A 23992-nucleotide genomic window follows, 5' to 3' on the forward strand; every position below is an offset into this window, starting at 1 on the left:
GGCCCCGTTTCGCTGGCAAGCCAGCTCCTACAAGGCTCTCTGCCCCACGGTCAATCGCTCGCAACAGCTAACGCAGGCACGACAATTGAAATCGCCCCCACAAGGCGCTGGCTCAGCACATTGCCATCCAGCCAGTTAAACTTTCCGGCGATCTGGCCTGAAAACGAGAAACCACCATGTACGACTGGCTGAATGCCCTGCCCAAGGCTGAGTTGCACCTGCACCTGGAGGGTTCCCTGGAGCCCGAACTGCTGTTCGCCCTGGCCGAACGCAACAAGGTGGCGCTGCCCTGGGCCGATGTGGAAACCCTGCGCAAGGCGTACGCCTTCAACAACCTGCAGGAATTCCTCGACCTCTATTACGCCGGTGCCGATGTGCTGCGCACCGAGCAGGATTTCTACGACCTGACCTGGGCCTACCTGGAACGCTGCAAGGCGCAGAACGTGATCCACACCGAGCCCTTCTTCGACCCGCAGACCCACACCGACCGGGGCATTCCCTTCGAGGTGGTGCTGACCGGCATTCGTCAGGCCCTGGAAGACGGCCGCGAGCAACTGGGCATCAGCTCCGGGCTGATCCTCAGCTTCCTGCGTCACCTGTCCGAAGAAGAAGCCCAGAAAACCCTCGACCAGGCCCTGCCCTTCCGCGATGCCTTCATCGCCGTTGGCCTGGACAGCTCGGAAAAAGGCCATCCGCCGAGCAAGTTCCAGCGCGTGTTCGACCGTGCCCGTGGCGAAGGCTTCCTCACCGTCGCCCATGCCGGCGAAGAAGGCCCGCCGGAGTACATCTGGGAAGCGCTGGACCTGCTCAAGATCGAGCGCATCGACCACGGCGTGCGTGCCATCGAGGACGAGCGCCTGATGCAGCGCATCATCGACGAACAGATCCCGCTCACCGTCTGCCCGCTGTCCAACATCAAGCTTTGCGTGTTCGAGCACATGCGCCAGCACAACATCCTCGAGATGCTGGAGCGCGGCGTGAAAGTGACGGTGAACTCCGACGACCCGGCTTACTTCGGCGGCTACGTCACCGAGAACTTCGCCGCCCTGCACGAGCACCTGGGCATGACCCAGGACCAGGCCAGGCGCCTGGCGCAGAACAGCCTGGATGCGCGCCTGGTGAAGTGATCACCAGGCGGGGTGGATGGCGCCCTTTCCATCCACCTTCGACGTCATGACTGGCTTCACCTGGTGGGCAGCACATCCGCTGTCCACCCTCCCCTTTCTTCGCGAATGAGTCCGCAAACCATGCCATCGGCGGGCAAGTTGTAGGAAATTTCCTAGAGCCGGGTAGTCCGGGATGGACGCCCCGCCAGACCCGCTTCCGGCGCCCTTTAAGATGCCTCCCATCGCCTTGCGAGACCGCCCGCGCAGTCTTCGCCACAAGACCAAAACTCGATGGATACCGAGGCTCCCCCTTCATGCAGACCCGAATCGTCATTGTCGATGACCACCCCATCACGTTGATCGGCATGCGCGCCCTGCTCAATACCTGCGACAACCTCAAGGTGGTGGGCGAAGCGCACTGTGTCGATAGCCTGTTCGAGCAGCTTGATCGTCAGCCCTGCGATCTCCTGGTGACCGACCTGATGATGCCGGAGAGCGGCCAGGTCGACGGCCTGCACCTGATCCAGCGACTCCGGCGGCACTACCCGGCGCTGAAGATCATTGTTGTCACCATGCTCAACAACCCGGCGCTGATCGCCTCGGTACTGCGCCAGGGCGTGCAGGGGCTGGTGAGCAAGCGCGGATTGCTCAATGACCTGCCACGCGCCATCCGCAGCCGCTCCAGCGCGCCCTTCCTCTCCCCCGCCCTGCAACACCTGCTGGACGTCAGCGAGGCCGAGCACGGCAAAGCCCTGGCGGTACCTGAGCAACTGTCCCCCCGCGAGGTGGAGGTGCTGCGCCTCTATGGCGCCGGCCTCAGTGTGGGTGAGATTGCCACACGCCTGGTGCGCTCCAAACAGACCATCAGCGCCCAGAAGACCAGCGCCATGCGCAAGCTCGGCCTGGACACCAACGCCGCCCTGTACCTCTACATCCAGGAACACGGGCTCGCCTGACGCCCCGCCGGAGGCCGATATGCCCAACCACTACAGGCTGCTCTCATGCCTGGTGCTTTGCTGCGCCTGCCTGTTGCCGATTCCGGCCATCACCCAGGCCAACGACGCCGTGTCGTCCGACGACGCAACGCACCTGTCGATGGACCCGGCCGAAGCGATGACGATCCTCGACGACGAGGACGCCCCGCCGTCGCACCCGTTCTGGCACGCCTTTCTGCTGGTGGCCTGGATCGTGGTGCCATCGTTGCTGTGGAACTGGCGCCTGCAGGGCCAGGTGAGCGAACGTCGCGCGGCACAGGACCAGCTGTGCGACCAGTTGGCCTTCCAGTTCTCCCTGCTCAACGGCCTGCCGACGCCGCTCTATGTCCGCGACCTAGAAGGACGGCTGACGACCTGCAACCGCGCCTACGAGAACTTTTTCGGTAGCGCCCTCGAGGAACTGCGCGGCACCCGTGTCCAGCAACTGCCCGATGCCCCGCCCGAGCTGGTGGAGCTGCTGGCGGCGGAGTACCGCCAACTGCTGTTGCATCGCCAGCCGCGCTACTTCGACTGCCGCATCGAAAGCGCCGGGCGTACCTTCCACGTCTATCACTGGCTGGTGCCCTTCTACAGCGCCAGGGGCACTCTTCAGGGCCTGCTCGGTGGTTGGATCGACATCAGCGACCGCAAGCACCTGGAAGACCGTCTACGCGAGGCGCAGCAGACCGCCGTCAAGGCCAGCGCGGTCAAGAGCCGGTTCCTCGCCACCATGAGTCATGAGCTGCGAACCCCGCTCAACGCCCTGGTCGGGCTGCTGGAGCTGGAAACCGCCACCCACGCCGCGCCCACCGAAAACCTGCGCATCGCCCAGCAGTCGGCCCACTCGATGATCGACCTGATCGGCAACATCCTTGACCTGGACAAGATCGAGTCCGGACAGATGCAGGTGGCGCCACAGCCCACCGACCTCGAAACGCTGCTCAGGGGCAGTCTCGACCTGTTCGCCGCCCAGGCGCGGGAAAAGGGTCTGGACCTGAGTTTGCAGTGCGCGCTCCCAGTCGCCCGGCACTACCTGCTGGACCCGCTGCGCCTGCGCCAGGTGCTGCACAACCTGCTCGGCAACGCCGTGAAGTTCACTCACCAGGGCCACGTGACCCTGCACGCCGAAGCGCTCGAACAATCGACAGGCAAAAGCCTGCTGCGAATCCAGGTCAGCGACAGCGGCATCGGCATCCCGGTGGAAATCCAGCCGCGTATCTTCGACGCGTACCGGCAGGCGCACACCGAGGTATCCAGCGAGTGCGGCGGTTCGGGACTGGGCCTGAGCATCTGCCGTCATCTGACCTGTCTCATGGGCGGGCGCATCTGGTTGGAGAGCGAACTTGGCCAGGGCTGCCGGGTGCACGTCGAGCTGCCTTTGGCGTGGACCCCGGCCGATGACAGCGTGAAGTCGGCGCCTGTCGCAACGGTCGCCGGGGACCTGACAGGGCTCGAGGTGCTGATCGTCGACGACGTCTCCACCAACGGCCTGGTCCTCCAGCAACAACTGGCCAGCCTCGGTCATCGCGGGACCTTCGTCAGCGACGCTGAGTCGGCGCTGCGCGCCTGGGCGGAACGCCCCTTCGACGTCCTCATCAGCGACTGCAACATGCCCGGCATGGACGGCTATGCGCTGACCCGGGCAGTGCGTGCCCGCGAACGCGCGCAAGGCATCGCGCCGATACGGATCATCGGCTACACCGCCAGCGCCCTGAGCGGGGAAGAGTCGCGTTGCCGGGAGGCCGGCATGGACGAGCTGATGATCAAGCCGGTGACCCTCGCCCGCCTGCGCGGTGCCCTTGGCGGTGCGCTGCCGGCGATCGACCCGGTCCCGGCGACTACCAGCGCCGACCAGGGTTTCGACCTGTCCCACCTCGAAGGCCTGCAGGGCATCGACGCGGCCCTGCTCGACAGGTTGCTCTCCGAGCTTCGTGCCAGCCTCACCCAGGAGCGCCAACGCCTGCAGACACCGTTGCCGGCGGATGACCCTGAAGCCGTCGGCCAGGTGGCGCACCGCCTGGCCGGCCTCGCCTGCACCATCGATGCGCCTGGCCTCATGCAGGCCTGCCACGGGCTTTCCCCAGCCCTGGCGCGAGGCGCCAACGACCTTCGCCGACAACAGGCCGAGGTTCTGGCAAGCCTCGAAACACTGTTGCGGCAGGTCGAGGAACGGCTGACTGGAGCCAACCCATGACGACCTCACCCCTGAAAGAACACCACGCTTTCGGACTCGTCCAATGGGGCCACTCGAGCTGACCGGTCACTCTGAACTGGCCCGGAATGCCCCACGCCGTCGGTGTCCTCCATCCCCCATCGGCCGGAAAAGCCGGGCACCCCAATGGACATTTCCAACGCCCAAAAAGGTAACTCGATGAACCACTCCACTCGCCCCCTGGCAGCGCGCATGCTGCCGCTGGCAGCCGCCCTCGGCCTGGCTGCACTCGGTGCCCAGCAGGCTTCCGCTCATGGCTATGTCGATAGCCCGAAATCCCGTGCCTACATGTGCGCCGCGTCCGGCGGCAGCCTGAACAAGGACTGCGGCTCCGTGGCCTGGGAACCGCAAAGCATCGAGTATTCGCCGAGCGTCGGCCACCACTACAAGGGCCGCTACTGCGCGGACGATTTCACTAAATGCGGCCCGGCCGACGGCACCATCCCGTCAGGTGGTATCAAGGGTTTCGCCAAACTGAACGAGCAGTCGGCGACCCGCTGGCAGAAGACCACCATCAAGCCGGGCATCAACGACTTCAACTGGCGCTATACCGCCGGCCATGCCACTGCCTACTACCAGTTCTACATCACCAAGAAGGACTGGAACCCGAACCAGCCGCTGACCCGCGAGTCCTTCGAGTCCAAGCCCCTGCTGCACGAGAACGCCAATGGCGCGCGGCCGTCGTCCGGCAGCCGCACCACGCACAAGGTGAACATCCCATCCGACCGCAGCGGCTACCACGTGGTCCTGGCCACCTGGAAGATCGGTGACACCGCGGCCACCTTCTACCAGGCCATCGACGTGAACATCGATAACAAGGGTGCGCCGCCGAGCGAATGGACCACCATCGGCGCCGTGCAGCCGGAAGCCCTGAGCATCGGTGACAAGGTGACGACCCGCGTCTTCACCAAGGCCGGTGAGCAGGCCAACCGCCAGACCCTGCTGCGCATCGACAACGCCCAGCAGGCCCAGGCCAACACCTGGCCCTACCTGCTGGCGCAGAAGGCCAATCAAGCCAACGCCGGCTACCTGATGGGCCAGCTGAACGCCGACGGCAAAGTGGTACCGAACTACGGCACCAACAACATCTACACCAAGGCCGGCAGTGACGTGGTCCGGGTGGAGATCCAGAAGGAGCAGCCGAGCATTCCGGCCGCGCTCAGCCTCTCCAGCCTCAAGGACAGCTACACCCTGAAGAACGGCTCCGCCGAGCTGCACTTCAACGCCATCGCCCAGGGCGGCAAGTACACCATCGACGCGACCGTATTCAACGCCAAGGGCGAGAGCATCGCTTACCAGCAGGGCGAGGCCGGCAACAACATGCCGCACTTCAGCCTGCCGCTGAAGAACGTCCAGGCCGGTGAGTACGATCTGGTGGTGCTGGCCAAGCCAGAGAAGGGCGAGCTGCTGCAGAAAACCCACCACTTCACCCTCAAGGATGAAAGCGGAAATGGCGGTGGCACCGCCAAGTACGACTACGTCTTCCCCGATGGCGTGAAAAGTTACCGTGCAGGCGTCCGCGTCCTGGCCAAGGACGGCAACATCTACGAGTGCAAGCCGTTCCCCCAAAGCAGCTTCTGCCCGCAGTGGAGTGCGAGCGCCAACCACTTCGAGCCCGGCGTAGGCCAGTTCTGGTCGCAGGCCTGGATCCGCAAGTAACCCCTCCCGCAACCTGAACGAGCGTGGCGCTCCGGCGCCACGCTCCCGCCCGGGAACCGACATGACTTCCGAACGCTACTCCACGCCGCGCCGGCTGCTGCACTGGTGCTTCGCCACAGTGATCATCTGGGCCACCGCCACTGGCTTTTTCAACTCGCTGGCGCACCTGCCCGAATCCGTCGAGAACGCCATCGCCTTCATCAACGTCTCGCTGACCGCGCTGCTGATCCCGCTTTTCGTCCTGCGCCTGTATTACGTCCTGGCTCACCCGGCGCCGCATGGCCCCGCACATGGGAGCCGCGGTGCCCACCTGCTGGCACAGGCCGGCCACCTGGCGCTGTACGTGACCTTGGCCGTCGTGCTGCTGACCGGCGTCTTGATGATGGATCGCCCCATCAGCGTCTTCGACCTGCTGGTGCTGCCGCAGCCCCTCAGCGAGCCGGTACTGATCGAATTCTTCGACGAAACCCACCGCTACAGCTGCATCGTCCTGGCCCTGCTGGTGATCGGCCACGTCGCCGCCGTAGCCATGCACCAGATACGCGGGCACGGTGTGCTGCGCCGCATGGCCCTGTGATCGCCATGCTGCGCAACCTCTTCCCTTCGCTGCAGCGCGGCCTGATTCCCCTCGGCCTCGCCGTCCTGGGCGCCTGGCTGGGCTGGCTAGGCCTGCAGGGCTGGCACCACTGGCAAGCGCTGGAAACGCCACTTGCCCTGACGACCGCGCCCAGCGCCGAGTCCGACCCGGCCCACCATCCGCTGGATAACCGCGCCATCGCCGAACTCTTCGGCGCCGTAACGCTGGAGCCGCTGGCAGGCAGCCCCCACGCCGTCGACCTGACCCTGCTGGCCAGCCTCAGCGAGGGCCACGCGGTGCTCTCCCGCGCGCTGATCCAGTCTCCCGACGGCAGCGCCTTTTACCGCCTCGGCGACCGCCTGCCCGGTGGTGCACGGCTCAAGGCCGTGTACCCCGACCACGTGGTGATCCAGGCCGGCGGCCACGAGCAGCGCCTGTCCTTTCCTCGCGCCAGCGAACGCCTGCTGGCGCCGCGCGCCGTGCCATAACCAACCCGGTAGAGACAACGCCATGAACCTGACCCGACTCACGGGCGCCCTGCTGATGCTCGGCACCCTGCTCGCCCCGCTGCCGACGCTGGCCGCCAAGGGCGCCGAACGCCAATGGACCCTGAACATGAAGGATGCGGAACTGCGCGACCTGGTCAGCGAAGTGGGCGACATCACCGGCAAAACCATGGTGCTCGACCCGAACATGAGCGGCCGCGTGACGGTGCAATCCTCCACCGCCATGGACCAGGACGGCATCTACTCGCTATTCCTCACCGTGCTGCGCAGCCAGGGCTTCGCGGCCCTCGACCAGGGCGACCGGGTGCTGATCGTTCCCGTCGCCGACGCCAAGACCCGCGCCAGCGACACGGCCGGCGACGAGTTCGTCACCGAAGTCCTGACCCTGCACAACGCCACCTCCAGCGAAGTGGCCGCGGTGGTGCGCCCGCTGGTGGCGCCGGACGCCTATGTGGCGCCCTCGGCCAGTTCCAACGCCCTGGTGGTGACCGACAGCGCCAGCAATGTCGCACGCATCCGCCAGGTGGTGCGCGAGCTGGACGGCGCCGGCAATCCGGCCTTCAGCACCCTCGAACTCAAGCACGCCTGGGCCGTCGATGTCGCCAAGACGTTGACCGACAGCGTCACGCAGAACGGCAACGGCCCGAGCAACACCAAGGCCGTCGGCGACGCCCGCAGCAACCGGGTGATCCTCATCGGCCCATCCCAGGCGCGCCAGCGTATGGCCGAGCTGGCCCGCTCCCTCGACGTGCCGGGCAGCGCCAACGACAGCGCCCGCGTCGTGCGCCTGCACCACAGCGACGCCAAGCAACTGGAAGAACTGCTCAATGGCATCGGCAAGCACCTGGACAATGGCCGCGGTAACGAGGGTGGCAGCGCCGGCGGCAGCGTGCTGGTCAGCGCCGACAAGAGCCAGAACGCCCTGGTGCTGATGGCCGAGCCAGCGCAACTGGCCATGCTCGACAAGGTGATTGGCGAGCTCGACCGCCCGCGCGCCCAAGTGCTGGTGGAAGCGGCCATCGTCGAAGTCAGTGGCGATATCAGCGACGCCCTCGGCGTGCAGTGGGCCGGAAGCGGGGAGCACGGGTTCGGCGCCAGCAACTTCCCCGGCACGGGCCTGGCCATCGGTACCCTCGCCAAAGCCAATCAAGACAAGCTGCCGAACCTGCCGGAGGGCGCCATCATCGGCCTGGGCAGCCGCAACTTCGGCGCGCTGGTCACCGCGCTGTCCAGCAACGCCAACAACAACCTGCTGTCCACCCCGAGCCTGCTGACCCTGGACAACGAGACGGCGGAGATCCTCGTGGGCCAGAACGTGCCCTTCCAGACCGGTTCCTACACCACCGATACCGCCGGTGCCAGCAACCCCTTCACCACCGTCGAGCGCAAGGATGTCGGCATCACCCTCAAGGTGACCCCGCACATCAACGAGGGCGCCTCGCTGCGACTGAAAGTGGAGCAGGAGAGCTCCGAGCTGGCCACCACCCCGGCCGGCATCAGCACCAGCGACGTAGTCACCAACAAGCGCGCGGTGAAAAGCACCATCCTCGCCGACGACGGGCAGATCATCGTGCTCGGCGGCCTGATCAAGGACAACCTCAAGACCCAGGTGAGCAAGGTGCCGCTGCTGGGCGACATCCCGCTGCTCGGCCGCCTGTTCCGCAGTTCCCGCGAGGTCAACGAGAAGACCAACCTGATGGTCTTCCTGCGCCCGACCCTGCTGCGCGACAGCAGCGCAAGCGCCGAGGCCAGCGCGCGCAAGTACAACGACCTGCGCCAGTTGCGCCCGGCCAACGGAGGCGACAACCGCCTGCTGCTGCCCAAGGACAGCCGCGGCCTGTTCGACGCATCGAAGAACGATCAGGTGCTGGACATGCGCCAGCAGGAGCCACGCCCGTGACCGTCGTGACCAATCTGCCGTTCAGCTATGCCCGGCGCCACGGTGTGCTGCTGGAGCCTGGCGAAGGCGGCTCGCTGCTGGTGTGCCGGGCGGATACGCCACTGGAAATTCTCGCTGAAGTGTGCCGGCACGGCGCCGTTAGCGGGCGTAGCCTGGTGCTCGACGCCGAGGACTTCGCCCAGCGTCTGGCCGAGCGTTACCGCGACGGTCGCGATGACGCCATGCAGGTGGCCGAGGGCCTGGGTGCCGAGATCGCCGGCCAGGACGACCTCGCCAGCCTCGCCGAACAACTGCCGCAGACCACCGACTTGCTGGAACAGGAAGACGACGCGCCGATCATCCGCCTGATCAACGCCATCCTCGGCGAGGCAGTGAAGGCCAAGGCCTCGGACATCCACCTGGAAACCTTCGAGCAGCACCTTTCGGTGCGCTTGCGGGTGGACGGCCTGTTGCGCGAAGTCCTGCGCCCCCGCCGCGAGCTGGCGGGGCTGCTGGTGTCGCGAATCAAGGTCATGGCCAAGCTGGATATCGCCGAAAAGCGCATCCCCCAGGACGGCCGCATCGCCCTGCGCATCGCCGGCCACGAGGTGGACGTGCGCGTCTCCACCCTGCCCTCGGCCCATGGCGAGCGCGTGGTAATGCGCCTTTTGGACAAGCAGGCTGGGCGCCTGGACCTCGGCCGCCTGGGCATGGCAGCGGACAGCCGCGAACGGCTGGAGGGCGCCCTGCACCGGCCCCACGGCATCCTGCTGGTCACCGGCCCCACCGGCTCGGGCAAGACCACCACGCTCTACGCCGGGCTGGCCAGCCTCAACAGCCTGACCCGCAACATCCTCACCATCGAAGACCCGGTGGAGTACCACCTGCCGGGCATCGGCCAGACCCAGGTCAACACCAAGGTGGACATGACCTTCGCCCGCGGCCTGCGCGCCATACTGCGCCAGGACCCGGACGTGGTGATGGTGGGCGAGATCCGCGACCGCGAAACCGCCGAGATCGCCGTGCAGGCTTCACTCACCGGCCACCTGGTGCTCTCCACCCTGCACACCAACAGCGCCGTGGGCGCCGTCACCCGCCTGGTGGACATGGGCGTCGAACCCTTTCTGCTCAGCACCTCGCTGCTGGGCGTACTGGCTCAGCGACTGGTGCGCGTGCTCTGCCCCGCGTGCAAGACGCAGGCCCCGGCCGACGCCGCTGCCTGCGAACAGCTCGGGCTGGACCGGGCCAAGCCGCCAGCGCTGTGGCACGCAGTGGGCTGCGATGCCTGCCAGCACAGCGGCTACCGCGGCCGCCAGGGCATCTACGAACTGGTGCTGCTGGACGAAACCCTGCGCCAACTGATTCACCAGGGCGCAGGCGAAGCCGAGCTGGCCCGCCACGCCCGCCTGCACGGCGCCAGCCTGTTCACCGATGGCCGCGCGAAGGTTCTGGAAGGCGTCACCAGCCTGGAAGAACTGCTGCGCGTAACCCGCGAGGATTGAGCATGGCCGCCTACGAATACCTCGCCATGGACCAGACCGGCCGCAAGCTGCGCGGCGTGCAGGAGGCCGACAGCGAACGCCAGGCCCGCCAGTTGCTGCGCGAGCGTCACCTGGTACCCCTGCGCTTGCGCGCTGCCCGTGGCGGTCTGCGCACGGTGGGCAGCAACAATCGACGCGGCCTCGGCGCGGCCGAGCTGGCCATGCTCACCCGCCAGCTCGCCACCCTGGTGCAAGCGGCGCTGCCGCTGGAAGAAGTGCTCGCCGCAGTGGCGGCCCAATGCGAGAAACGCAGCCACCAGGGCATGCTGCTGGCCATTCGCGCGCGCGTGCTCGAAGGCCACGGCCTGGCCCGCGCCATGGCCGATTTCCCCCGCGCTTTCCCGGCGCTGTACCGCGCCACGGTGGCCGCTGGCGAACGCGCCGGGCACCTGGGCCAGGTGCTGCTGCAATTGGCCGACTACACCGAAGCGCGCCACGCAGCGCGGCAGCAGATCCAACTGGCCCTGCTCTACCCGAGCATCCTGCTGCTGGCAGCTTTCGGCATCGTCGGCTTCCTGCTCGGCTTCGTGGTGCCGGACGTGGTGAAGGTGTTCATCGACAGCGGCCAGGAGCTGCCGGCACTGACCCGTGGCCTGATCGCCGTCAGCGCCGCCTTGCGCGACTACGGCCTGATCATGCTGGCGCTGCTCGCCGGCCTCGCCGGCGCGTCCCGGTTGATGCTGCACAGGCCCGCCGCGCGCCTGCGCTGGCATGCGGCGCTATTGCGTCTGCCGGTCCTGGGCAAGGTGCTGCGCGCCGGCAGTTGCAGCCGCTTCATCAGCACCCTGGCGATCCTCGGACACAGCGGCGTGCCGCTGGTGGATGCCCTGGAGATCGCCGCCGAGGTGGTGGCCAACCAGCAGATTCGGACCGGTCTGAAAGACGTATCGCGTGCCGTGCGCGAAGGTGGCGGCCTGACCCGGGCTCTGGAACGCAGCGGCCACTTCCCGCCGATGATGCTCTACATGATCGCCAGCGGCGAACGCTCCGGTGAGCTGGACGCCATGCTCGAGCGCGCCGCGCGCCAGCAGGAAGCACACCTGGCCAGCCGCATCGCCCTGCTGGTCGGTCTGTTCGAGCCGGCCATGCTGGTGTTCATGGGCGCCAGCGTGCTGCTCATCGTGCTGGCGATCCTGATGCCCATCCTCAGCCTCAACCAACTCGTTACCTGACAGATAGGCACAGTCATGCCCACGCAATCGCAACAACGGGGTTTCACCCTGATCGAAATCATGGTGGTGGTGGTCATCCTCGGGGTGCTCGCCGCCCTGGTGGTCCCGCAGCTCATGAGCCGCCCCGACCAGGCCAAGGTCACCGCCGCGCAGAGCGACATCAAGGCCATCGCCATGGCCCTGGATATCTACCGGCTCGACAACCATGTCTACCCCAGCACCCAGCAGGGCCTCGACGCCCTGGTGAGCCGCCCTTCCGGCACCCCGCCGGCACGCAACTGGAACCTCGATGGCTACCTCAAGCGCCTGCCCGTCGACCCCTGGGGTAACGCCTACCAGTACATCGCCCCCGGCAGCGACGGCAACGCCTACGACTTGTTCTCCTTCGGCGCCGATGGCCGTTCGGGCGGCGACGGGCTCAACGCCGACATCGGCAACTGGGACCTCTGACGTGCAACGCGCGAGCGCGGGCTTCACCCTGCTGGAAGTGCTGGTGGTCATCGTCGTGATCGGCCTGCTCGCCGGCCTCGTGACCCTGGTGCAGCGCGACAACGGTGGCCCGCAGGCGCTGCGCGAGGCCGAGCGGCTACGCAGCCTGCTCGGCCTGCTGCGGGAGGAGGCGGTGCTCAGCCATCGCGACTTCGGCCTGCGCATCGACGCCGAGGGCTACTCCGTGCAACGCCTGGACCTTGACGGCCAGTGGCAGCCCGCCCCCGATTACCGCGCGCAACGCCTGCCGGCCAACCTGCGCCTGCATCTGCAACTGGACGACGAAGCCCCCGCCCCGAACAGCGGCGAGCGGCGCCGGGCACCGCAACTGCTGGTGTTTTCCAGCGATGAGGTGTCGCCCTTCACCCTGCGCCTGGAGTACCGGCAGGTGCCCCTGCTCGCCCTGTCCAGCGACGGTCTGGAGGAGGTTCGCCTTGAACGCCTCGCGCCCTGAGCAACAGGGTTTTACCCTGCTTGAGGTGATGGTCGCCCTGGCGATCTTCGCCACCCTTTCCATTGCCCTCTACAACGCGGCGATTCACGTGGCCGGCACCAGCGCCGCGCTGACCGAACGCAGCCTGGCCCACTGGCTCGCGGACAATCGCCTGAACGAGCTGCGCGCGCATATGCGTCCGGCCCCGAGCGGCCATGATGAGGAGCGTCTCGGCTTCGCCGGGCGCGACTGGCGGCTGGTCAGCGAGGTCGGCCCGGCGCCGGACCCGCGTTTGCTCAAGGTCAGCCTGGAGGTCCTGGTGGACGGTGCTCGCCCAATCCGCCGCGCGCACCTTGTGGGTTTCATCGAGGCCCAGCCATGACCCAGCGCGGTTTCACCCTGCTGGAGGTGCTGATTGCCGTGGCGCTGTTCAGCCTGCTGGGTTTGGCCTGCTATCGCCTGCTGGAGCGGGTGATCCACAGCGACCAGCGCATTGCCGCGCACGAAGTCCAGTTGCGCCAGCTGCAACGCGCCCTCGGCCTGTTCGAGCGCGACCTGACCCAGGCCATCGCCTATCCGCTGGGCGACGACCCCAGCCGGCGCCAGGCCCTGATCGGCCAACCGGATAACCTGCGGCTGGTGCGCGGTGGCTGGAGCAACCCGCTGCACCAGGCCCGCAGCGAGGTGCTGGAAGTTGGCCATACCTGGCGCGATGGCCAGTGGCGGCGCCAATACCGCAGCCCGCCCAGCCGCGAGCTGGAAGCGCCGCCCCTGCACAGCCAGCGGCTGCTCGACGGCATCAACGGGTTTCGCCTGCGCTACATCGACAGCCAGGGCGAGGGCCATGACAGCTGGCCGATCGCCAGCGCGCCGCTGAGCCTGCCCCTGGCCCTGGAGCTGGAACTGGACGCCCCCGGCTACCCCGGCCTCCGCCGGGTCATCCTGCTACCCGGCTTCGAAGGAGACGGCGATGCCTGAGTACCGCCGTCAACGGGGCGTAGCCCTGATCAGCGTGCTCTTGGTTACCGCCCTGGTCACCCTGATCGTCAGCGACATGCTCGCCCGCCAGCGCCTGAGCCTGGCCAGCAGCGCCAATCAGCTGTACCAGCAGCAGCTCTGGCAACTGGCCCTGAGCGGCGAGGCCTGGGCGCGCCAGCAACTGCTGGCGGACCTGCGCGACGCGGACGAACGCGGTCGCGTGCACCTCGCCCAGCGCTGGGCCCAGGGCGAGCACGCGTTCGACATCGAAGGTGGGCACATCCGCATCCGTCTGGAGGACCTCAGCGGCCGCCTCGACCTGAATACCCAGAATGGGAACAGTGACCCCGTGCTGCGTGCCCGCTACCAGCGCCTGCTGGGCGTGCTCGGTCTCCCCGCCCATGACCCGGCCAGCCTGCTGTCCCGCCCAGGCCGCGATGGCAGGCCGCTGCCCATGGCCGACATCAGCGAGCTGCAACGCCTCGCGGCACTGGACGCTGCGAACCTGCGCCGACTGCGGCCCTGGGTCCGCACCACGGAAGGCGCGCTGAACGTCAGCACCGCGCCGGCCGAAGTACTGGCCGCGCTCGAAAGCCTCGACCTGTCCGTCGCCCGCGCCATCGTCCAGGCCCGGCCAGCGGAAGGCTATGCCAGCGTCCAGGCCTTTCTCGAACAGCCGCTGCTGCAGGACCGCCAGGTCCGCTCTTTGGGACTTGGCATCAGCAGCGAGCATTTCCGCGCCACCCTGGATGTCGAGCTGGGCGTGCGTCGCCTGCGTCTGGTCAGTGACTTGCACACCCGCGCCGATGGCCGGGTAGAGGTCCTGCGCCGCCGGCTCGCCCCTCCCGACACCCGCTTTTCGGAGTAACCAACGTGCAAGCCTGGCTTCATCTCAGCCCCCCTGCCCCGGCGGACGGCGACTGGTCGCTGTGCTGGTGGCGCGCCAATGGCGCTGTCATCCAGGGCAACCTCGAACAGGCCGCCCGGGACCTCGCCGGCCTTGACCTGACCCTGCTGCTGCCGGCCGAAGCTGCCAGCCATCACCGTATCGAGGTGCCTGCCCGCAGCGGCCGCTGGCTGCGCCAGGCGATCCATTCGGCTCTGGAGGAACGGCTGCTGGACAACCTCGATGACATGCTGCTGGCCCGAGGGTCCTTGCAGCAGCGGCGGCACTGCCGCCTGTTCGTGGTGCGCCGCGACTGGCTGCGCCAGGTCCTCGCCCGGCTCGCCAAGCACGGCCTTGCGCCCAGGCGCATCCATATCGACGCCGACTGCCTGCCGGGGGAACGTGCTCTGGCACTGCGCTGTGCCGGCCGCTGGCTGATCGGCGGGGCCGCGCCCCTGCGCCTGGCCGTGGACGACCAGCAACGGACCGACCTCGGCACGCGCCTGCCGGACGACCTCCAGTGGTGTGAGGAAGCCCCCTGGCCATTGCTGGCCGAAGGCTCGCGGCACGCCATCGACCTGCGCCAGGACGAGTTCGCCCGCGCCTCCGGGCGCCGCCTGCCCTGGCGGCCCCTGGTACTGCTGGCGGCCTTGGGCGTGGCAGCGCAGCTGGGGCAGGACATCGGTCACCGGCTCATGCTGGAGCATCGCGCCCACGAACTGGCCCAGGCCAACCTGGCGGTCTGGCAACTGCACGCCCCTGACTCGGGGCCCGTCGTCGACCTGCCCCGTCAAGTGCGCGCGCGGATGCAGCAGGCCGGCCAGCCCCACGTTGGCCTGGCCCACGGCCTGGACAGCCTGGCACGCCTATGGAAAAGCAGCGGCGGTGCCATCGCTCAGGTTGGCCGGCTCGACTACCAGGCGGGCGAGGGCTGGACCCTGCGCGTTCGCGCGCCGGCCTTCGCCGATCTCGAACGCTTGCGTGAAGGCTTGGTGCGCCAGGGCCTGATCGTCCTTTCCGACTCCGCCGTGCGCGATTCCGATGGGGTCAGTGCACGCCTGCAAATCAAGGACTGACACATGTCCCGACTACTGAACCCGCTGCACCAGCACTGGCAGCGCCTGCCCGCTCGGGAGCGCCGCGCCTTGCTGGCACTGGCCCTGTTCGTCGGCCTGGTGCTGGCCTGGCGATTGATCTGGCAGCCCCAGCAACACGCCTTGCAGCACGCCGAACGCCGTTACCAGGAGGAACTCCAGTTGCAGATCGACCTTGCCAACCTGCCCCACAACCCCGCTCCGCCAAGCGAGCGCATTCCCCCGACCGCCCTGCCGGGATACCTCGCCAGGACCAGTGCTAACGCCGACATCACCCTCGAACGCATGGACGGCGACGACTCAGGGCGCGTGAACCTCCATCTGGCGGGCACGCTCGACAGCGTGCTCGCCTGGATGGAACGACTGGAAGACAGCGGCGTGGAGGTGGTGTCGCTGGGGATGGACGTCAGCCGCGAGGCTGACGTGAAGGTGCGGATGGTGGTGGAGGCGCCTCAGGAAGCCCGCGCCGGGCTGGGCGACAGCAGGCGCAGGATGCCGCCCAGCAGCATGCCGTAGAGCGGCACGAAGAACACCAGGCTGATGGCAAGCTTGACGCCGTAATCCACGGTGGCGATTTCCACCCAGTGTTCAGCCATGAACGGGTTATCACTGCGCCAGAACGCCACGGAGAAGAAGGCGAAGGTGTCGAGCAGGTTGCCAGCAATGGTTGAAGCCACCGGGGCTATCCACCATTGGCGCATCTGCCGCAGACGGTCAAAGACCTGGATATCCAGCACCTGGCCCAGCACATAGGCCAGGAAACTGGCCAGGGAAATGCGCGCGACGAACAGGTTGAACTCGCCCAGGGCCGAGAAGCCGCGGAAGACCGCCTCCTGGAACAGCACCGAAACCACATAGGACGCCAGCAGGGCCGGCAGCATGACCCGTGCGATTACCCGCCGCGCGGCCTGCTTGCCCATCAGGCGCACGGTCAGGTCGGTGGCCAGGAAGATGAACGGGAAGCTGAATGCGCCCCAGGTGGTGTGCCAGCCGAACAGGGTAATCGGCAGCTGCACCAGGTAATTGCTGGCGATGATGATGAGGATGTGGAACGCGATCAGGCCGGTCAGCGCCGGGCGCCAGACCGTGGGAGAAGCAGCGGGCATGGTGATTGGCATCCTTTTTACCGATGGGGTGAGGGAACCCATGTCGCGGCCCCCTGGCCAACGACGGCGCGCATTCTAACTTGACCCGCGCGTCAGGAAAAGCCGCTTCGTATGCGCGCGTCCGTCCAGGCTGACGAGTCAACATCCGCGGTCGTAGAACCCGGACTTGCTTTCCCCCCCTATAAGGAGGCGTGGCCAACTCTCGGTGCAGGCTGGCACATCGTAGCCCGGATGAAATCCGGGAGCGGCGGTTGGGCTTGCCCCGGATTTCATCCGGGCTACTGAAAATCCGACTTCTTCCTGCTATTCGGTGCATTTCAATAGTCACAGGCAAAGCCGATGGCTCATGACCACGTCCTAGGGACGTGGTTTCCCACGTTCAATTGAGTTGGCCCCTACAAAGGAAGCACAGGCGAGAAGGGCCGCGATGCGGCCCTTAGTCGTGGGTTGCCTTGCGCCGTCCGGTCACCATGGACCACGGCAGGTTCTCGCGCGTGCGCACGCTTTCCACCAGCGCCGCCGTGACATGCACGCAGGCCAGCCAGAACAGGCTGTCGGCCATGAAGACATGGATATCCCGGGGCAGGTCCTCGCCCCAGAAGTAGTCGATTTCTTCCATCAGGAAACCGGTGACGCCCAGCCCCAGCATCAGCAGCAGCATGAGAATCATCACCAGCCCGCCCAGGGGCGAGTGCCCTAAGCGGTGCATGTGACCGCCGGAAAGCAGCGCCTTGGCGTGGGCCAGCAGGCGTGCCGGACGCGGCCAGAAATCCGCCCAGCGCGCCGGCCGGGGGCCGACGAAGCCCCAGACCAGCCGCACCAGCACCACCGCCACGGCGTAGTAGCCGAGCCAGCGGTGCCAGCCGTCACCTGCCTCGTTGAGGAAGTAGTCGCCGATGAAGGCCGCCACAAGAGACCAATGACCGATCCTGATCACCGGGTCCCAGAGACGAACGGTGTCAGCGCTCACGGGTCAGTCCTCGATCTCCTGCTTGACCACCTTGCCGTCGACCGGGTTGAAGTAGATCTCGACCTTGCGCTTGTCCTTGTCCCAGCCGTAGATCTCGTAGCAATTGCCCTCGGTCACCTTGAATTTCTTGATGTCGTAACCCTGGGACTTGAGGTCGTCCTGGAACTTGGTCTGGTCTTGCCAGGTGGCCTTGTCGGCTGTGGTGCATTCGGTCTTGGCGAAAGTCAGCGGGCTGATGAGGGCCAGAGAAAGAAGCAGGAGCTTACGCATGGTAATGACCTCAAGTTGTATGTGCTTTGGCTAAAGGCAATGCAATGCTTTCTCATTCACTGCCATGTCGAAGGAGATTAGGCCAGCCTTGGAAGACTGTCATTTCGGGGCCGGCCGGTCTCAGCGATGTTCGACAGCAAATTGACCCCGACCTGCGTGCTTGGCTCGGTAACAAGCTGTATCAGCCTGTTTCAGGAGTTCTGCAGGCTGCGCGTTAGAGCTGTGGATGCAGGACATGCCGATGCTGGCGCCCACGCGAAACTGTTGCCCTTCCCACTCCAGCACCACGCCCTGGATCTGCGCGATCAGCCGCGCTGCCAGCAGTTCGGCCTGAGGCAAAGGGCAACTGCGCAAGATCAGGGCGAACTCGTCGCCCCCCAGGCGCGCCAGTTGGTCCCCAGCGCGGACCTGGGATTGCATCAGCCGCGCGAGCTGGCGCAGCAGTTCATCGCCGGCGGCGTGGCCGGCGCTGTCGTTGACCTGCTTGAAACGGTCGAGGTCGATGAAGCAGAGCACGCTGCTGCCATCGTTCTGCAGTACGTCGCGACAGCTTTCGGCGAGTGCATCCTCGAAGGCCGGACGGTTGAGCAGGCCGGTGAGGGCGTCGTGGGTGGCGGCATAGCGCAGGTGTTTCTGCATGGCCCGCGCCTCGCTGACGTCGGTAAGCACCAGAACGCTGCCCAGCAGGGTGCCGTCACCACTGCGCATGGGGGCCGCCTGACCGCGCAGGGCGATGGTGCCGCCAGCCGGGTGGCGCAGCGAGGCGAGGCCCTGGAGGCTGGTGGCACTGCCCTGCTCCAGGCATTCGCGCACCGGGTTGGGAACCAGGCGGCCGTCTTCGCCCTCCAGCAACAGGACCTGTTCGATCGGCAACCCCTGGGCCTCGTCGCTCTGCCAACCACTCAGACGCACGGCCACCGGGTTGAGGAAGCTGACCCGGCCTTCCAGGTCGGTGGTGATGACGCCGTCGCCGATGGCGTCGAGGGTCACCTGCAACCGCTCGCGCTCGTCGTGCAGGCGTTCGGCCAACTGGCGAAGCTCGCTGACGTCCCAGTTGGTACCGACCATGCGCAGCGGCGTGCCGTCGGCATCACAGACCAGACGCGCATGTCCCTTGAGCACCCGCTGGCCGCCATCGGCGCGACGGATGCGGAATTCGATGTCCAGTCGACGACTGCCTTCCCGTGCGGCCAGCACTTCGCGCTCGGCCCGCTCGGCATCGTCCGGGTGCAGGTGGGCGCGCCAATCGGCGTAGGACAGCTCGTCGCCAAGGCTGCGGCCGTAGAGGCGGCACATGCCTTCGTCCCAGAGCAGGCGGTCGCTGGCCAGGTCCCATTCCCAGACACCGACACCGCTGGCTTCGGTGGCCACCGAGTAGCGCCGCGCCAGTTCCGCTTCGCGCTCTTCGGCACGCTTGCGCCGGTCGATATCCTCGATCTGCGAGATGAAATACATCGGCTCGCCCTCATGGTCGCGCACCAGGGATACCGCCAGAAGGCCCCAGATTTCCCGGCCGCTCTTGTGCAGGTAGCGCTTCTCCAGGCGATAGCTGTGGCGCCGCCCGGAGAGGACTTCCCGGACCAGTTCGAGGTCGTCGGCGAGGTCTTCGGGGTGGGTGAGGTCGTGGAAGCTCAACGCGGTGAGTTCATCCTCGCTGTAGCCAAGCATGTCGCACAGGGCATGGTTGACCCGCTGCCAGCGGCCGTCCAGCCCCACCAGGGCCATGCCGATGGCGGAGTGGTCCATGGCGTCGCGAAAGCGCGTTTCACTCGCCGCCAGCTCGCGACGGCGCTTGCGCAATTGCTCGACCGCCGACGCCAGCAGCAGGGCCGGCAACAAGGCCAGCAGCAACGGCAGGTAGACCAGCAGGTCGCGCCAGCCTTTTTCCAGGGCCGGGGTATCGAGCAGGCCGAGGGCGATGATCAGGCCACCGCTCACCGACGTCATGGCCACCAGCAGCGCAGTACTGGCGAAGGTCAGGCGCACTGCGGCGAATATCAGCGGCAGGGACAGGTAGACGAAGGGGAAGGGCAACAGCAGTAAGGCAAAGGGGGTGCCGAACAGCACCAGGCCGCCGTAGAGCAGCAACTCGTGGCGACGACGCTCGCCAATGAACTCCCACCAGCTGTGCTGGCGCATCCAGACCGCCAGGGGCAGCACCGAGACAGCACCGAGCATGGCGCCCTCGACCCAGTACATCCAGCCACGTTCGAAGGAGTCCAGCCCCTGCCAGGCGAGGATACTGGCCCCCAGGCTGGCTCCCACCAGTGGCGGCAACAGGGCACCAAAGAACATGAACTGCAGGAAGGCCCCAGGGCTTTCGTTCATCCGCAACGCGGCGCCACTGACCCGCAACAATGCCGCGGCAAGAATGATCTCCAGCAGGTTGGGCGCAATGAAGCTGGACGCGAGCGCCAGGCCATCGCCAAAGGCCAGGTTGGCCAGCAGGTCGGCCAGCATCGCCACCGCCAGAATCGGCGCCCAGCGGCGCAGCGGTTGGTCCCAGAGCAGGGCGACGGTGAAGGCGTTGGCGTACCAGAGGGTGGCGATGCTGCCGGGCTGGCGCGACAGCCAGACAGCCCCCAGGGCCAGCAACAGGTAGCCGGAGAAGACCAACAACAAGGTCGGCAAGAAAGCGCCTGGTTCGCGTGTACGGGGCATCAGCCGGGTCTCCCACGGCGGGCGCCGGGCGCGGGCCCGGCAGGATTCAGGCAGGTCGGAAACAAGTCAGCCACGGGAATCTCCACGCAGGCCACAGCTCATCCAGACAATAGCGGAACCTGAGTTCCGAGCAATTCGACGATCAGACGTCGACGTTGCCGCGACCGACACTCAACTCCAGGGCGCGCCGACGAGTAGCGTGGCGCAACGCGCCTGGACGAACTCGCGGAGCAGGCGCACCGGTTTGCTGAGCTGGGCCCGATGGGCACAGATCAGGTTCAGCGGCGTGGCCTGGCCGCGGTACTGCGGCAGGGCCAGTTCCAGGCGCCCGGCCTGGATGTCGCCAGCCACATCCAGCCAGGACTTGTAGGTTAGCCCCTGCCCGGCCAGCGCCCAGCGCCGCACCACATCGGCATCGTCGCAGATGCGGTTGCCGGTCACCGCCACCACCTGCTCACGGCGCCCCTCGCTGAAACTCCAGCGGTCATGGACGCGGCCGCCCAGTTGGTAGAGCAGGCAGTTGTGCCCGACCAGGTCCTCCGGCTGGCGCGGTCGGCCATGGCGGGCGAAGTAGTCGGGCGAGCCGCAGAGCACGCGGCGATTGCTGGCGGCCAGTGGCAGCGCGACCAGGCTGGAGTCTTCCGGCTCGCCATAGCGGATGGCGATGTCCACAGCCTGGCGATACAGGTCGGCGATCCGGTCACTGAGGTGCAGGCGAATGCAGAGGCGGGGGTGCTCACGCTGAAGCTCGTCGAGCCAGGGCAACAGCACATTGCGGCCAAAGTCCGAAGGTGCCGACAGCTGCAACAGGCCGGCAATGTCCTCGCGGCCGCCGGCCAACTGGCGCTGGCCCTCCTCCAGGCTGGCCAGGGCGTTGCGCGCATGGACGAGGAATTGCTCGCCCTCCGGGGTCAAGCGCAGGCTGCGCGTGGACCGCACGAAGAGGCGGGTGTCGAGCTGCTGCTCCAGGCGCTTGAGTGCGGCGCTGGCCACAGCGGGCGAGACGTCCAGCTTGCGGGCGGCGGCCGAGAGGCTACCGTGCTCAGCGGTGCTGACGAACAAGGCGAGATCGTCGAGGCGCAGCATTTTCAAACCCCCTTTGAAAGACTGTCGCTTTCTAGCCGATTTTTCTCGTTTGCGAAATAACCGACCATGCGGACCCTCAAGCCCTCACGCGGAGAATCCCGATGAAAGCCGTCGCCTACTTCCAGAACCTGCCAATCGATAACCCCGAGTCCCTGCAGGACATCGAGCTGCCGGAACCGCAGCCAGGTCCGCGCGACCTGCTGGTGGAGGTCCGCGCCATTTCCGTCAATCCCGTGGATACCAAGGTCCGCCGCAACGCCGCGCCGGAAGCCGGTCAACCCAAGGTGCTGGGCTGGGACGTCGCAGGCGTGGTCAAGGCGGTGGGTAGCGACGTCACCCTGTTCCAGCCGGGCGACCGCGTGTTCTACGCCGGCGACCTGACCCGACCGGGCGGCAACGCCGAGTTCCACCGCGTGGACGAACGCATCGTCGGCCATATGCCGAAGACGCTGGACTTTGCCCAGGCCGCCGCCTTGCCGCTGACCTCCATCACCGCCTGGGAGCTGCTGTTCGACCGCCTGCAAATCGCCGAAGGCAAGACCGACCTGGGCCAGAGCCTGCTGGTGGTGGGTGCCGCTGGTGGCGTCGGTTCGATCCTGGTGCAACTGGCCCGTCAGCTCACCGGCCTGACCGTGATCGGCACCGCTTCGCGTGCACAAACCCAGGCCTGGGTCCGCGAGCTGGGCGCCCATCAGGTGCTGGACCACAGCCAGCCCCTGGCCGAGGAGTTGCGCCGCGCCGGCCATGCCCAGGTCAGCCATGTGGCCAGCCTGACCCAGACCGACCAGCACCTTGACCAGTTGGTGGAAGCCCTGGCGCCCCAGGGACGCCTCGGCCTGATCGACGACCCGGCGCAGCTGGACGTGGCCAAGCTCAAGCGCAAGAGCCTGTCGCTGCACTGGGAGTTCATGTACACCCGCTCGATGTTCCAGACCCCGGACATCCTCGAACAACACCGCCTGCTGGAACGCGTCAGCCAACTGATCGACGCTGGCGTCTTGAAGACCACCGTGGGCGAGCACTTCGGCCGTATCAACGCGGCCAACCTGCGCCGCGCCCATGCCCTGCTGGAAAGCGGCAAGGCCAAGGGCAAGATCGTGCTGGAAGGCTTTGACTGAAAGCCGCCTTGAACTCCTGGTAGACAAGGCGGTTTGCAGCGCAGGCTTCAGTCCACCGGGAACCTGATGGTGGGCTGAAGCCCACCCTACCTGCGGGTGGAAAGGCTTCGCCGGGTTTCTGGCTGACCGGCGAGCGAATGGACTGGCGAATGGTCCGGTACGCCAATGCAAAGAGACTAGAATCTCACTGGTTTCGCCAGCGGCCGGCTGCGCCGCATCGCTTCCGCTTTGCCGGGGTCCTGGATGCATCCCACCCTTGTCCGGCCCGCCATTCGTGCGGGCCTCTACCTGCTATGCGCCGGTGCCTGGCTTCTGGTCTGGGGCACGGGGGCGCTGAGCATTCTCGGACTACTCCTGCTTACCGCCTTGCTGATTTTCTTCCTCGACCGCCGTCACCGCCTGGGTCGCGAACGGCTACGCCAGGGCCTGCGGCGCACTAGCCTGCAACTGGAGCAGGCGCAGCGCGACGCCATCCTCGGCAACTGGGAGTATGAGCAAAGCTTCGCCTTGAGCCCGGGCGCCCAGCGAATTCTCGGCTGCAGCGAGGAAGACAGCCTCACCGGCCTGCTGAACCGTTTCCATCCGGCCGACCGCAACAGTGTGCAACGCAGCCTGGAGGCCTTGCTCGTGAACGGCACTGCGCTGGCAGTGAACGCACGCTTGAACCTACCTGCCGACCAGTCACCCGTCTGGCTGGCCCTGCGCGGAGAAGCACAGCACGATGGCCGCTCCTTCGGCACGGTGCAGGACATCAGCGCCCAGAAGCGTGACGAAGAAGCGCTGCGTGCCAGCGAGCTCCGATTCCGCCAGTTGTTCGAGCAGACTCCGCGCATTGCCGTGCAGGGCTACGACCGCCAACGCCGGGTGATCTACTGGAACCACGCCAGCGAACAGCTCTACGGCTACACAGTGGACCAGGCCATGGGCCGCTATCTCGAAGACCTGATAATCCCGCCCGCCATGCGCACCCAGGTCATCGCCGACATCAACAACTGGATGATCGGCGGCCCAGCCATTCCCGCCAGCGAGCTGACCCTGCAACGCCGTGACGGCAGCCCGGTGACCGTGTTCTCCAGTCACCTGGTGCTACGCAATCTGCACAATCAGTTGGAGCTCTACTGCGTGGATATCGATTTCAGTGCCTTGGAGTCTGCGCGAGACGCTTTGCGGCAAAGCGAGAATCGTTACCAGGAGCTGCTGGATAGCTTCGGGCAGCGTGCGCCGCAGAGCCAATCCAGTCACGGCGAGCCGGGCTAGGACGAACGGCGATTACCA

Annotated in this window: 23 protein-coding genes; 18 read left to right on the forward strand and 5 right to left on the reverse strand. The window is 66.7% G+C overall.

The window, feature by feature from the left end; all coding sequences use genetic code 11:
* Nucleotides 1-176 precede the first annotated feature (176 nt).
* The 16 genes from E8F20_RS26885 (at nt 177) to gspM (ending at nt 16022) form a co-directional block, all read left to right on the forward strand.
* Nucleotides 177-1127, forward strand: a complete 951-nt coding sequence (locus E8F20_RS26885) for an adenosine deaminase (protein WP_028630805.1) — start codon at nt 177-179, stop codon at nt 1125-1127.
* 293 nt (nt 1128-1420) lie between these two features.
* Nucleotides 1421-2062 (forward strand): response regulator transcription factor, encoded by a 642-nt coding sequence (locus E8F20_RS26890; protein WP_280286469.1) that lies wholly within the window; start codon nt 1421-1423, stop codon nt 2060-2062.
* A gap of 19 nt (nt 2063-2081) precedes the next feature.
* Nucleotides 2082-4274, forward strand: a complete 2193-nt coding sequence (locus tag E8F20_RS26895; protein WP_280286470.1) for an ATP-binding protein — start codon at nt 2082-2084, stop codon at nt 4272-4274.
* Between the two features lie 177 nt (nt 4275-4451).
* Complete coding sequence (gbpA, locus tag E8F20_RS26900; protein WP_280286471.1) at nt 4452-5951, forward strand: N-acetylglucosamine-binding protein GbpA; 1500 nt, start codon at nt 4452-4454, stop codon at nt 5949-5951.
* Between the two features lie 61 nt (nt 5952-6012).
* Nucleotides 6013-6528, forward strand: a complete 516-nt coding sequence (locus E8F20_RS26905; RefSeq protein WP_280286472.1) for a cytochrome b/b6 domain-containing protein — start codon at nt 6013-6015, stop codon at nt 6526-6528.
* A gap of 5 nt (nt 6529-6533) precedes the next feature.
* A complete protein-coding gene (locus tag E8F20_RS26910) occupies nt 6534-7016 on the forward strand; it encodes a type II secretion system protein N (RefSeq protein WP_280286473.1) in 483 nt (160 codons plus the stop codon).
* Nucleotides 7017-7038: 22 nt separating this feature from the next.
* The gene (gene gspD, locus E8F20_RS26915; protein WP_280286474.1) at nt 7039-8934 is read left to right on the forward strand and encodes a type II secretion system secretin GspD; all 1896 of its coding nucleotides are present in this window, start codon (nt 7039-7041) and stop codon (nt 8932-8934) included.
* A complete protein-coding gene (gene gspE, locus E8F20_RS26920; RefSeq protein ID WP_280286475.1) occupies nt 8931-10415 on the forward strand; it encodes a type II secretion system ATPase GspE in 1485 nt (494 codons plus the stop codon). Before gspD ends, gspE begins: the two co-directional genes overlap by 4 nt.
* A gap of 2 nt (nt 10416-10417) precedes the next feature.
* Nucleotides 10418-11626, forward strand: a complete 1209-nt coding sequence (gspF, locus tag E8F20_RS26925; RefSeq protein ID WP_280286476.1) for a type II secretion system inner membrane protein GspF — start codon at nt 10418-10420, stop codon at nt 11624-11626.
* A 15-nt stretch (nt 11627-11641) separates the two neighbouring features.
* Nucleotides 11642-12076: a type II secretion system major pseudopilin GspG gene (gene gspG, locus E8F20_RS26930; RefSeq protein WP_028630798.1), complete on the forward strand. Its 435-nt coding sequence runs from the start codon at nt 11642-11644 to the stop codon at nt 12074-12076.
* 1 nt (nt 12077) lies between these two features.
* On the forward strand, nt 12078-12569 hold the full coding sequence (gspH, locus tag E8F20_RS26935; protein WP_280286477.1) for a type II secretion system minor pseudopilin GspH: 492 nt from the start codon (nt 12078-12080) through the stop codon (nt 12567-12569).
* Nucleotides 12550-12930, forward strand: a complete 381-nt coding sequence (gspI, locus tag E8F20_RS26940; RefSeq protein ID WP_280286478.1) for a type II secretion system minor pseudopilin GspI — start codon at nt 12550-12552, stop codon at nt 12928-12930. The genes gspH and gspI overlap by 20 nt, the downstream gene beginning before the upstream one ends.
* Entirely contained in the window at nt 12927-13526 is a 600-nt protein-coding gene (gene gspJ / locus E8F20_RS26945; RefSeq protein WP_280286479.1) for a type II secretion system minor pseudopilin GspJ, read from the forward strand. Before gspI ends, gspJ begins: the two co-directional genes overlap by 4 nt.
* On the forward strand, nt 13519-14394 hold the full coding sequence (gene gspK, locus E8F20_RS26950) for a type II secretion system minor pseudopilin GspK (protein ID WP_280286480.1): 876 nt from the start codon (nt 13519-13521) through the stop codon (nt 14392-14394). Before gspJ ends, gspK begins: the two co-directional genes overlap by 8 nt.
* Before the next feature lie 5 nt (nt 14395-14399).
* Entirely contained in the window at nt 14400-15488 is a 1089-nt protein-coding gene (gene gspL, locus E8F20_RS26955; RefSeq protein WP_280286481.1) for a type II secretion system protein GspL, read from the forward strand.
* Nucleotides 15489-15491: 3 nt separating this feature from the next.
* Complete coding sequence (gspM, locus tag E8F20_RS26960; protein ID WP_280286482.1) at nt 15492-16022, forward strand: type II secretion system protein GspM; 531 nt, start codon at nt 15492-15494, stop codon at nt 16020-16022.
* Here gspM and E8F20_RS26965 read toward each other — a convergent pair.
* From E8F20_RS26965 to E8F20_RS26985, 5 genes are all read right to left on the reverse strand, one after another.
* Nucleotides 15959-16612, reverse strand: coding sequence for a 7-cyano-7-deazaguanine/7-aminomethyl-7-deazaguanine transporter (locus E8F20_RS26965; RefSeq protein ID WP_280286483.1), 654 nt, complete (start codon nt 16610-16612; stop codon nt 15959-15961). The two genes, gspM and E8F20_RS26965, sit on opposite strands and share 64 nt — an antisense overlap.
* 436 nt (nt 16613-17048) lie before the next feature.
* Nucleotides 17049-17582, reverse strand: a complete 534-nt coding sequence (locus tag E8F20_RS26970; protein ID WP_280286484.1) for a cytochrome b/b6 domain-containing protein — start codon at nt 17580-17582, stop codon at nt 17049-17051.
* A 3-nt stretch (nt 17583-17585) separates the two neighbouring features.
* Nucleotides 17586-17852, reverse strand: coding sequence for a PepSY domain-containing protein (locus tag E8F20_RS26975; protein ID WP_280286485.1), 267 nt, complete (start codon nt 17850-17852; stop codon nt 17586-17588).
* Between the two features lie 120 nt (nt 17853-17972).
* Nucleotides 17973-20513, reverse strand: coding sequence for a PAS domain S-box protein (locus tag E8F20_RS26980; RefSeq protein ID WP_280286486.1), 2541 nt, complete (start codon nt 20511-20513; stop codon nt 17973-17975).
* Nucleotides 20514-20684: 171 nt separating this feature from the next.
* Complete coding sequence (locus E8F20_RS26985; protein WP_280286487.1) at nt 20685-21599, reverse strand: LysR family transcriptional regulator; 915 nt, start codon at nt 21597-21599, stop codon at nt 20685-20687.
* 101 nt (nt 21600-21700) lie between these two features.
* On the opposite strand from E8F20_RS26985, the gene E8F20_RS26990 reads away from it, so the two are divergent.
* Nucleotides 21701-22717 carry a zinc-binding alcohol dehydrogenase family protein gene (locus E8F20_RS26990; RefSeq protein WP_280286488.1) on the forward strand — a complete coding sequence of 339 codons (1017 nt, stop codon included), beginning with the start codon at nt 21701-21703 and terminating at the stop codon, nt 22715-22717.
* A 243-nt stretch (nt 22718-22960) separates the two neighbouring features.
* The gene (locus E8F20_RS26995; protein WP_280286489.1) at nt 22961-23974 is read left to right on the forward strand and encodes a PAS domain-containing protein; all 1014 of its coding nucleotides are present in this window, start codon (nt 22961-22963) and stop codon (nt 23972-23974) included.
* Nucleotides 23975-23992 lie beyond the last annotated feature (18 nt).

This window comes from Pseudomonas sp. BN415 (assembly GCF_029871195.1).
GTDB classification, from domain to species: Bacteria; Pseudomonadota; Gammaproteobacteria; order Pseudomonadales; family Pseudomonadaceae; genus Metapseudomonas; species Metapseudomonas resinovorans.